The sequence below is a fragment of the Terriglobales bacterium genome, assembly GCA_035454605.1.
Lineage (GTDB): Bacteria > Acidobacteriota > Terriglobia > Terriglobales > Acidobacteriaceae > DATMAB01.
Window position 1 is genome coordinate 1 of sequence record DATIGQ010000062.1, and the last position, 10138, is coordinate 10138.

At 64.7% G+C, this 10138-nt stretch carries 10 protein-coding genes and 1 tRNA gene; 5 read left to right on the forward strand and 6 right to left on the reverse strand.

Going from position 1 to position 10138, the window contains the following annotated elements; all coding sequences use genetic code 11:
- A partial coding sequence (locus VLE48_04230) for a cyclase family protein (protein HSA92195.1) occupies window positions 1–412 on the reverse strand: 412 nt, incomplete at its 3' end.
- Between the two features lie 112 nt (window positions 413–524).
- On the reverse strand, window positions 525–1619 hold the full coding sequence (locus VLE48_04235; GenBank protein ID HSA92196.1) for a response regulator: 1095 nt from the start codon (window positions 1617–1619) through the stop codon (window positions 525–527).
- A 177-nt stretch (window positions 1620–1796) separates the two neighbouring features.
- Here VLE48_04235 and VLE48_04240 point away from each other — a divergent pair, with 177 nt between their 5' ends.
- Window positions 1797–4484: a protein kinase gene (locus VLE48_04240; protein HSA92197.1), complete on the forward strand. Its 2688-nt coding sequence runs from the start codon at window positions 1797–1799 to the stop codon at window positions 4482–4484.
- 34 nt (window positions 4485–4518) lie between these two features.
- The gene (gene speB, locus VLE48_04245) at window positions 4519–5460 is read left to right on the forward strand and encodes an agmatinase (GenBank protein HSA92198.1); all 942 of its coding nucleotides are present in this window, start codon (window positions 4519–4521) and stop codon (window positions 5458–5460) included.
- Here speB and VLE48_04250 read toward each other — a convergent pair whose 3' ends face one another.
- From VLE48_04250 to VLE48_04260, 3 genes are read right to left on the reverse strand one after another with little or no spacing between them, the layout of a single operon-like run.
- Complete coding sequence (locus tag VLE48_04250) at window positions 5461–6018, reverse strand: hypothetical protein (GenBank protein HSA92199.1); 558 nt, start codon at window positions 6016–6018, stop codon at window positions 5461–5463. It abuts the gene before it with no gap.
- 27 nt (window positions 6019–6045) lie between these two features.
- Window positions 6046–7098: an ATP-grasp domain-containing protein gene (locus VLE48_04255; GenBank protein ID HSA92200.1), complete on the reverse strand. Its 1053-nt coding sequence runs from the start codon at window positions 7096–7098 to the stop codon at window positions 6046–6048.
- Window positions 7099–7123: 25 nt separating this feature from the next.
- Complete coding sequence (locus VLE48_04260) at window positions 7124–8137, reverse strand: putative zinc-binding metallopeptidase (GenBank protein ID HSA92201.1); 1014 nt, start codon at window positions 8135–8137, stop codon at window positions 7124–7126.
- A 300-nt stretch (window positions 8138–8437) separates the two neighbouring features.
- On the opposite strand from VLE48_04260, the gene VLE48_04265 reads away from it, so the two are divergent.
- Window positions 8438–8854 (forward strand): hypothetical protein, encoded by a 417-nt coding sequence (locus tag VLE48_04265; GenBank protein HSA92202.1) that lies wholly within the window; start codon window positions 8438–8440, stop codon window positions 8852–8854.
- Window positions 8855–8907: 53 nt separating this feature from the next.
- Here the strand turns inward: VLE48_04265 and VLE48_04270 are convergent, their stop codons facing one another.
- The gene (locus tag VLE48_04270; GenBank protein ID HSA92203.1) at window positions 8908–9330 is read right to left on the reverse strand and encodes a DUF3592 domain-containing protein; all 423 of its coding nucleotides are present in this window, start codon (window positions 9328–9330) and stop codon (window positions 8908–8910) included.
- Window positions 9331–9465: 135 nt separating this feature from the next.
- On the opposite strand from VLE48_04270, the gene VLE48_04275 reads away from it, so the two are divergent.
- Together VLE48_04275 and VLE48_04280 are read left to right on the forward strand one after the other, a co-directional pair.
- Window positions 9466–9542, forward strand: a tRNA-Arg gene (locus VLE48_04275).
- Window positions 9543–9786: 244 nt separating this feature from the next.
- Window positions 9787–10138: radical SAM protein (locus VLE48_04280; GenBank protein ID HSA92204.1), on the forward strand; the 352-nt coding region annotated here is incomplete at its 3' end.

A 10138-nucleotide genomic window follows, 5' to 3' on the forward strand; every position in this document is an offset into this window, starting at 1 on the left:
CTTCCACGCGCAGGCGATAGTCGACGTCTTTGGCACAGGCCTCGGAGATATCGATCACCACCGCCGGTCCGACCAGTTGCGCCACGGGAAGCTGGTCCACGGTGGCCTTGCCTTCGCCAAAATGAATAGGACTATCCAGATGCGTGCCGCCGTGTTCGCTGGCGGCATAGAGCCCGGCGGCGTACCAGTAGCCGCCCGCCGCCATGCCCCACGATTCTTTCTTCCACTCGAAGGGCTGCGCGTTGGGCCAATAGATAGTGCTGGAATCGAAGTCGTGCGTCAGGTCCACCAGCTTGCGCTCGTCAATCGCATGCGGGGCAGGGTCGCGCTTTTCTTGAGGCGCGCCTTGCCCGGCGGCGTACCCCGGTAGGCAAACCACGGCGAACACGACTGCTAGAAAGGCTCGGCGCATGAAATCTCTCCTTTGGGCGGAAGGATACGGAGAAAGCCCCTGGTGTCACAAGGGCATCACTGGAGACGAGAAACACGAAGTAGGGTTTGCCGCGACCCGTCGCCCGCAACCTTCAGTGTTCCGACTGTTCTCCTACCAACACCGGTTCAGGTTCCGGCGCGGTTGCTGCCGGTGCGGCGGCGGGTACCGCGGTTTCGGTGGGAACCAGTTGGACGCTGCGCTCCAGTTTGGGCTTAGGCCGGACCAGTCCCTGCACCAGCGCACTGCCCGGCGTGGCCACGCCCGACAGGCGATACATCAGGAAGTAGCTGACCCCGAGCGTCGCCAGCAGGCCGATCGTCACCAGGGCGGCGGTACCGGTCAGAGCGGGCGCAGGAGCTACCAGGAAGACCAGCCCAAAAAGGCTCGTGGCGGCCAGCACCATTGCGGTGTCCACGCTCAGAGCGGCCACACGCTCGACCAAGGGCGGCTTTTCCCAGGGGAAGCGATAGGTTTCGAGTGACTCAGCCGTAGTGATCACGGCGCTCGCCGGAGCCTCCTCGGGGCTCTTTTCCAGCCACTCGCGCAGTTTTGCCCGGTGCGGCTCCGGCACCTCGACAAAACGAACGCCGGCGCGTCCGCTGGGGTCCACCCATACGATTTCGCCCCGCGCTTCCAACCGGAGCGGCGCCAGCGGCAGCTCGATCCCGAATTGGATCACTTGGCCCCGGTCCAGCGGTTGCAGCGCCTGGATGGCCATGCCGCCTTCACTCACGTTCAGCAGGATGGCGGCGTCCTGTGCTTGCTCCAAACTGACGAAAGAAAGCGAGTGCACCGGCCGTCGCACCTGGCGCGGAGCTTCCTGCGGAAACAGGACCCGGCAAGCCTGGAGAGTGCGCCGCGCCGCCGATTCCGAGATGGGCTTGGAAAGGACAAAGTTCGCTCCCATCTCCTGTGAGGCGCGCATGCTCTCGACACCGCTCACCAGCGCCAGCACCACCGTGTCCCGGTTGGTCGCCAGCAGGCGCGTGCTCAGCAGCACGTGCCCCGGGCCGTCCACCGATTCCCAGTCGATCACCAGCAGTTCGAACTTCTGCTGGCTCAGCAATTGCACTGCGGCGTCGCGCCGCGAACACACATCCACCGCGACCTGCAGTTCTTCCAGAACGGGACACAAGGTCCCCAGGGCTTCGGAGTCCGTGCCCAGCAAAAGACACTGCGCAGACATATTGCTGCCATCTTAGGCACGGTACAGCGCTCCGCCCAAGTACCCGCGGGGATTCCTGCCAGACGTGCCTGGCACGTCATTCCTCATGGTGCGGAGCAGGGCATCCGCAGTACCGAGCCGCCGCTTGCTCGAACATGCCGCGCAACCGTGGCCGCTGCCCTATAATGCGCGGCTGAGATGGCGGTGGGAATCGGAACGCGGCTGGGTCCCTACGAGATCCTGGCGCCCATTGGGGCGGGCGGGATGGGCGAGGTGTATCGCGCGCGCGACACGCGCCTGGCGCGCGATGTGGCCATCAAAATCTTGCCGGCAGCCTTCGCCCAGGATGCGGAGCGGCTGGCCCGCTTCGAGCGCGAAGCCCAACTGCTGGCCGCTCTCAATCATCCCCACATCGCCGTCCTGCACGGGCTGGAGGACGTCGACGGCCAGCGCTTTCTGGTGATGGAGCTGGTCGAGGGTGAGACGCTCGGCCTGCGCGGGCGCATTGCAGTGCGCGACGCCCTGGAGCTGGCGCGGCAGATCGCCGAGGCGCTGGAAGCAGCCCATGGGAAAGGCATCATCCATCGCGACCTGAAGCCGGCCAACATCCGGGTCACGCTCGAAGGCCAGGTCAAGGTGCTGGACTTCGGACTGGCACGGGGCGACGCGGCGGTGAAAACCAGCAGCGATTCGGATTCGCCGACGGCAACCTTCCGCACCGCGTTGGGCGGAGCCATGATGGGCACGGCGGCCTACATGAGCCCGGAGCAGGCCCGCGGCCAGGCCGTGGATAAGCGAACCGACATCTGGTCGTTCGGGTGCGTCCTCTACGAAATGCTCAGTGGCCAGCGAGCCTTCCGGGGAGAAACCACGACCGATTCGATTGTGGCTATTCTGGAGCGGGAACCGGACTGGGACGCGCTGCCCGCGCCCACACCAGCCGGGATCCGGCGGCTGCTGAAACGCTGTCTGGTGAAAGACCGGAAGCAGCGGCTCCATGACATCGCCGATGCGCGGCTGGAGATCGAAGAAGCCATGGCACAGCCGCAAGGCGAACCTGCGGTCGCTGAACAGCCGGGCAGGTCGCGACTCTATGTTCTAGCGGCGGTCTGCTTGGTCGTGGGTGCGCTGGCGGCATGGGCGGTCCTGTGGAAGCGCGGGGCACAGACGCAAACCACGCGACTGGTGCAGGTGTCGCGGCTGACGCACGATCCGGCGCACTCGGAATGGCCGACCTGGTCTCCCGACGGAAAGCTGGTGGCCTACTCCGCGAACCGCGGCGGGAACTTCGACATCTACGTGCGGCGGATCGAGGGCGGTCAGGACGTCAACGTCACCAACGATCCCGGGGAAGACATCCAGCCGGCGTTCTCGCCGGACGGGCAGTGGATCGCGTTCATCTCGACGCGCTCGTCACGCACTGGGATGGTGCGCATTGGGTCCACGTTCGGGATGGAATTCCGCACCTTGGGCGGCGACCTGTGGGTGGCGCCCGCGCTGGGCGGGCCGGCGCGGCGCCTGGCCGCGGATGCCAATGCGCCCGCCTGGAATCCCGACGGCAAACACATCGCCTATATCAGCGGCAGCGAGTATCACCGCTCGATCCTGGAGGTTTCCACCGAAGACGGCAAGGTGCGCACCATCGTGGCGGAGTTGGATTCGCTGCGAACCGCCAACGCTCCCTCGCCGACTTGGGAGATCACCCGCGTGCACTACTCGCCCGACGGAAAGTGGATCACGTTCGGAACCGTGGACCCGGAACAGGTGATGATCCAGGCGGCGAGCGGAGGGACGGCGCGCAAGCTGCTGGACGCCTCGACCCACGAGTGGGGACCGTTGGGACGGCGCATCTATTTCCTGCGGCGGGACGAGCGCGGCGGCACCGAGCTAGGTATGCTGCCGATGGACGCGGCCAGCGGTGAGGCCGGCGGCGAGCCGCAGTCGGTGGGCATGTTGACCGGGGTGCTCACCGACCTGACGCTGGCGCGGGACGGCCAGCAGATCGCGGTTTCCGAACTGGAAGGTTCCATGAACCTGACGCGGCTGCCGCTCGATGCCGGCGGAGCCAAGCCGGCCGGGGCGGAAGAAGAGCTGAGCGAAGGGCGGGTGATCGACCGGTATCCTTCCTACTCGCCCGATGGCAGGTACATCGCGTACGCCAGCGACCGGCTGGGCGGACAGGATATCTGGCTGCTGGATGTCGAGAAGAGAGAGCGCCACCGGCTGAGCCTGCCGGGCAGCGACCGGGGAGCGAGTACGCCCTACTGGTCGCCGGATGGCAAGAAGCTGGCGCTGGCCCGTGTGACGCCCGACGGGCGGCGGTCGGTATGGCTGGTGGCAGTGGATGGGAGCGGTGCCGAAGAATTGATTCCGCCGGCGGAAGGACTGGGCCACGGGCAGTTCTCTCCTGACGGCAGCCGCCTGCTGTTCGGCCAGCGAGTGGGAGGCAACCTCGAGCTCTTCCTGCTGGACATGAAGACACGAAAGCAAGAACAGCTCACGTCCTCGCCAGGAAACAAGTGGCCGGGAGAAGGGTTTTCGCCGGACGGGAAGTGGATCGTCTACTTCTCAAACGCGGGAGGCAGCATCCAGGCATGGCGCATTCCGGCGGAGGGCGGACGCGAGGAACAGCTCACCTTCGGACACGACCGCGTGCGGCATGCCTTCTATTCGCCGGACGGGGAGTGGCTGTACGTGCAGCCCAACCACGGCAACATCCTGCGCATCCCGGCCGCGGGCGGCAAACCGCAAGCCGTGACCCACTTTCCCGAGTCGGGGCTGTTCATCGAGGAGCCCACCCTGTCTCCCGACGGGCGCTACATCGTGTATTGCCGCAGCAACGGTGCGTCATCGCTGTGGCTGCTGCGACTGGAAGGCACGGAATGATCATCGGTGCCGCCCCGGTGACAGAATCTCCGTCATGACGCGCTACCGCCCTCCCAGCGGCGTTCCTCGTTTCGGCGGCATCACCACCTTCAGCCGGCTGCCCCACGTCAACTCGACCGAAGGCGTGGACTTTGCCGTCGTGGGCGTTCCCTTCGACCTGGGCGCCAGCTTCCGCACCGGGCAGCGCTTCGCTCCTGCCGCCGTGCGCGAGGCTTCGCGGCTCACCGGCGTTTATCACCCCGTCCATCGGATCAACGTGTACGACCATCTCTCAGGAGTCGACTTCGGCGATGCGCCGGTCTTTCCCTCCGACCTGGAACGCAGCCTTCGTTCGATTGAGGAATTCGTTTCGCCGCTGGCGCGCGCCGGCGTAGTGCCTATCGCCATCGGGGGCGACCACACCATCCCGCTGCCGCTGCTGCGCGCGCTGGCACGCGAGCGCGGTCCGCTGGCGCTGGTTCACTTCGACGCCCACTCCGACACCGACGACACGCTCTATGGCACCCGCGTCAACCACGGAACCACCTTCCGCCGAGCTGTGGAGGAAAAGCTCATTGACGCCAGCCGCTCGATCCAGGTAGGAATGCGCGGCTCGCTCGCTTCACCGGAAGAATTCGCCGCCGCCCGCGCCCTGGGCTTCGAACTCATCGAGGCTCAGGAAATGTTTCGCATGGGCTGCGAAGCCGTCGTGGCCCGCATCCGCCAGCGGGTGGGCGACGCGCGCGCCTATCTCAGTTTCGACATCGACTTCGTAGATGCCGCGTACGCCCCGGGCACCGGTACGCCGGAAGTGGGCGGGCCGACTTCCCGCGAGGCTCAGGAAATATTGCGCGGCCTGGCTGGTCTCGACTTCGCCGGCTTCGATCTGGTGGAAGTGCTGCCCGCCCAGGACGGCAAGGGCGTTACGGCGTTGCTTGCTGCCAACCTGATTTTCGAGTTCATCGCGCTGCTAGCCGTCCGCCGCCGAAGTTTGTAGTCAGGAGCTGGCAGGTCCTTTCCCCCTCCACCCCAGCCACGCCACTGTACCCAGCATCCCCAGCCATCCCGCGGCGCGCACCATGGCTGCGATAGCGGTATCGCGATGCAGCATGCCCAGGCTGGAGAAGATGATGTTCCAGTCGTGGCCGGTGAAGTCGGGATCGGCGTCGCCTACGGTCACCAGGGGCAGCTCCATCCGCCGCGCGTCCGCCATGTAGGTTGCCGAATACAGCAGGTTCTCGAAGAAGAAGAACAGGCAGAAGGCGAAACCGGTAGTCTGCCGCCGCACCAGGAAGGTCGTTGCCAGCGCCAGCGGCACCAGCCATTGCAGCAGTGTCCCGCCCCACACTCCGAGCAGGAAGTTCTCCGTCCAGCCGAACAGCAGGTGCCCCGCCTCGTGTACCACGAGGTTTACGTTATCGATGAACAGGAATCGGTTGTGATTGGCCGCGGCGTACAAGAGGAACACAACGTAGAAGCCCATCCATCCTACGAGCGCCGCACGCGATACGGGATGCCACTCGGCTTCCCACCACGACTCCAGCCACTCGCGCATGGCGGAGGATTGTAATCCTCGCGTCACTCAGCCGGCCGCGTAGCGGGCCCGCGCCAGGTCCACGATCTCTCCGATCATTTGGGTATAGTTCCTGCCCGCCTTGCGCGCCGCCATGGCGAACTCGGCTGAGCTGGAGAGCCACGGATTGGGATTGGCCTCGATCACGTAGGCCCTGTCTTTTTTCCCCAGGCGAAGGTCGATGCGGCCGTAGTCACGCAACTTCAGCGCCTGATAGGCGGCCAGGGCCGTCTCCTGCACCTTGTGCACCGTCTCCTCGTCCATGTCTTCCACCGGCACGGACTTGGTCACCTTGTAGGCCTGTGTGTCCTTTTCCCACTTCACGTCTTCTCCGGCGATACGCGGCGTGCCCTTGGGCAGCTTGGAGAGATCCAGTTCGATCAGCGGCAGGGCTTCCGGGTTCTTGTTGCCGAGGATGGCTACATAGATCTCCCGTCCCTCGATGTATTCCTCGATCAGCACCGGAGAATCGAATTCGTCGTGGATGTAGTGCGTCTGCTCCATCAGCTCCTTCACGCTGCCCACCAAAGAACTGCTGCGGATTCCGATGGAACCATCCTCGGCGCTGGGCTTCACGATCAGCGGAAACACGATGTCATGGGCGTGATCCAGCACGCCACGATACGAAGTGGCGAACTTCGGCGTGCGAATGCCGTGGAAGGCGAACAGCTTCTTGGCCAAAACCTTGTCATGTCCCAGGAACAGCCCTTGCCCGTTCGAGCCCGTGTACGGCAGCCCCAAAAGGTCCAGATACGCGGCGACGTTCATGTCCTTGGTATCGTCGCCGGCGTAGGACTCGGTGAGATTGAACACCAGGTCCGCGCCACACTTCGCCAGACCCACCAGCGTCTGGTCGCGGCCATCCAGGACGTAATAGAACGGCTCGTACCCCAGCTTCTCCAGGGCTTCAAAGACTTCCTCGCGGTCGGCCTTCTCCTGCTTCTTCTTGCGCGGTCGGCGCCCGCGCGCCGGTGCTTGCTCCGCTTCCGGTTCCGCTGTGGGTTCCTCTTCGCCCTCCCACACGTCGTAGAGGACTGCGATTCGGAACTTCTTGCCGTTCACTTCCGCCTCCCGTTTCCTCCCGCGGCTAGGGTTGTGTGAACCGTCCCCGCAGGATGTAGTTCATGGCCAGCCCGGTCACGTATACCGTGATTTCCGTCAGGTGCTCGCGTTCGCGCTTCACGTCGTACTTCAAGCCCAGCTCCCCGGCCCGCTGCTCGATCGCGTCCACCAGCCTTTTCAGCAGCGGGCGCTTCACACCGGTCCAGTAAGTCAGCTTGTCCAGCAATGCCGCGTGATTCTCCTGCAGCAGGTCGTGGGCCAGGCGCACGCCCCGCTTGCGCCGCTTGGACGCGGCAAAAATATCCACCAGGTCACTGTCCAGCGCCAGGTCCGTCGGCGAGATCGGTTCGGCCACGGCCTTCTCGTAGAACTCCGCCACCGTGGACTCCATCTCTTCCACCGTGATGTCGGTCGAGCCTTGTGGCCGCAGCGGCTCCTTCTCCCGCACTTCCTTGGCGATGCGGTCGATGTACTTCAGCTTTTCCAGAGCGGCCCAGCCACGATATTTCTGCCGCCACCTCGAGCCCGGCGTAAGCCAGACGGCGAAGGTTTCCGCGAAGTCTTCGTCGGGATGCTTCTGCGCATACCAGCCTTCGATGTGGCGCACGAAGCTGCGCGAGAACGGCACCGGGCGGTAGTTTTCCCGGTACGGGCGCCGGAAGGGCCCGAACAGGCGACGCCAATCCGGCGTCTTGTAGAACTCGTAGGCGTAGTTGAAGGCGTGGCCGGCTTCGTGGCGCAGGTACATCATGATCTCGCGCGCGTCCTCGACGTCGTCCATTTCCTTTTCCAGGCGGACCAGGTCGGGATTGGCCAGGTAGAACGGAATGCCGATCACCGGCTCGCCGGATGGGCATCCCCATTCGTCGGTCAGGTAGCACAGCGGCCGGAACTTCCGCATCCGCTTGCGCTCCAGCTCCCGGTAGAGCTGGTGCACGAAACGCTCCAGCGGCGTTCCTTCCAGCCTCAGCCCCAGCTCCCGAATGGGCTTGCTCAGGATCGCTTGGATGTCCGGCGGCGCTTTCTCGAAGGCGCGCAAGGCGGCTCGCCTCAAAGCCTAGCACACCCCGGCGCAAACTCCGCCAGGATTGCGCAGCCCGGAATCTGCGGAGAGCTGACCGTGTTGCTTGGCATTCACCTCGGCTCGTCGATCAGGCCTGTGATTGACTCCGACGCCAGCCTTGTTCCCAATCTTGGACGAATCGTCCGAATCTGGGTCACGGAGAACCGCAAAGCCTCGGCCTAGGATTCTTGGAATTCTCGCCGCAACAGCGACTTACCGTCGAACCGCTTGTGGTGGCTGACGTGCAATGCAAACCCTGATTGGGTTGTGCGCTTCATGGCCGCCAGACACTCTACAGCCCGAGGTCGTTCTGCACCGAAGCGCGGATGGTCCGCCGCCGCCGTCATTGTTGTTGCAGCGGCGCTCTCGCTTGCCGCTTACTTCGCGTCAACGGCCTTTGGCGGACGCACTACGGCTGCCGAGGCCGCCGCGCCCGACCTGCCCTCCTCCCCTCCCCCACTCCTTCTGGTAGAAGAGCCGGTGCTGCACGGCCGCATCGTGGAAGTGCGCGGCCGCACTTGGCCCAGCGCCACCGTGATGGTCAACGGCCAGTCCGTGCCTGCCATCTTTCCGGACGGCACCTTCCGCTTCTTCACCCCGGCGCTCCCCGCCGGCTCCAATGCGATCACCGTCACCGCTCAGACCGCCGCCGGAGAGACTAAGACTGTGCGGAGTTCCGTGATCGTGCAGTAAGGTGTCCGCCACGCTCGTGGGTATTCCCGGCGCTTGCATACTACGGACGCCGTTTACCTTGTGAACCAGAGGCAGAAGATTGCTACGCCCAGCGTCACGCTCCCCCCGACCATCATCAGAACGGGGCCCAGCCAAAGGCTGGCAAAAGCTTCGATCTGGGCTCCGCTGGGATCGGCAGGATCGTACAGGACCGTGACCTCATCGCCCACGTTGTGGCTGGGCGGATTGGCCGCAGCGTCGGACACTATCCGGTGGACCGTTCCGTCCGCAGTCGCAAACTCGAACGCGGGCGCGTAGGCGGTATCTTCAAACGATTCCACCGTGTTGAGTTCGCGGACGATCGCCGTGCTGCGCGCGCCCGTCCGCCGCAGTCGCATCGTCTGGCGCGCGCTCCGGACCGCAGCCCCTAGCAGCGCCACAGCGGCCGCTCCGAACCCCACCCCCACGCCGCCCAGCAACAGTTTGTTGTCACTCATTTGGAATCGGAGCTAGATTCGCTCCACCCAGTTCGGTGGGCCAGTATGGCGTGGTGAGCGTGGCGTTGTTGCGGAGGCTGCAGTGGAACAGGAAGCCGGTGAGCGTCTCTCGGCAAGCTATAATGACCTTGCTGCGCGCCCGTAGCTCAGCTGGATAGAGCGATTGCCTCCGGAGCAATAGGTCAGGGGTTCGAATCCCTTCGGGCGCGCCAGGCTTCCCGTCTCTGCCAGCATGCCAGCACCGATCCCTTGGAATCCCGCATCGCCTTGCCAGCGGAGCATTCCCGGGTTGAGTGATGAAGGTCACATACGGAAGAGTGGGCGTCACGCTACCCTGTGACAACACAGGAGGGAAGGAACGCCTAATATCCCCAGAGCGCGATCGCTTTGAGGGGTAAGAGCCATCCCTTCAGCCTGACCTCGACAGAGGATGTGCCGAGAGGATACGGTGAGAGCATGATGACGGGTTCGCTTCACAAAGCACGTCCCGCGCACCACGCGCCACGAGACTTCTCGCAGACGCCCCTCAACATCTACTGGGAAGTCACGCAGGCCTGCGCGCTGGCATGCCGCCATTGTCGCGCCGAAGCGATGCCGACGCCGCACCCGCTGGAGCTGACATTCCAAGAGGGCGTGGATTTTTTGCGCCAGATCCCGGAGTTCGGCAACCCGCTGCCGCAGTTGATCCTGACCGGAGGCGACCCGCTGGATCGGAAGGACCTCTACGAATTGATCGACGAGGCGCGCCGGCTTGGGATCGGGGTGTCCATCACGCCAGCCGCCACCGCCGCCCTCACCCGGGACGTGC

Coding starts and splice junctions, on each gene's coding strand:
- VLE48_04235 (HSA92196.1), bottom strand. CDS start 1,619: ATGTCTGCGCAGTGTCTTTTGCTGGGCACGGACTCCGAAGCCCTGGGG.
- VLE48_04240 (HSA92197.1), top strand. CDS start 1,797: ATGGCGGTGGGAATCGGAACGCGGCTGGGTCCCTACGAGATCCTGGCG.
- speB (HSA92198.1), top strand. CDS start 4,519: ATGACGCGCTACCGCCCTCCCAGCGGCGTTCCTCGTTTCGGCGGCATC.
- VLE48_04250 (HSA92199.1), bottom strand. CDS start 6,018: ATGCGCGAGTGGCTGGAGTCGTGGTGGGAAGCCGAGTGGCATCCCGTA.
- VLE48_04265 (HSA92202.1), top strand. CDS start 8,438: ATGGCCGCCAGACACTCTACAGCCCGAGGTCGTTCTGCACCGAAGCGC.
- VLE48_04270 (HSA92203.1), bottom strand. CDS start 9,330: ATGAGTGACAACAAACTGTTGCTGGGCGGCGTGGGGGTGGGGTTCGGA.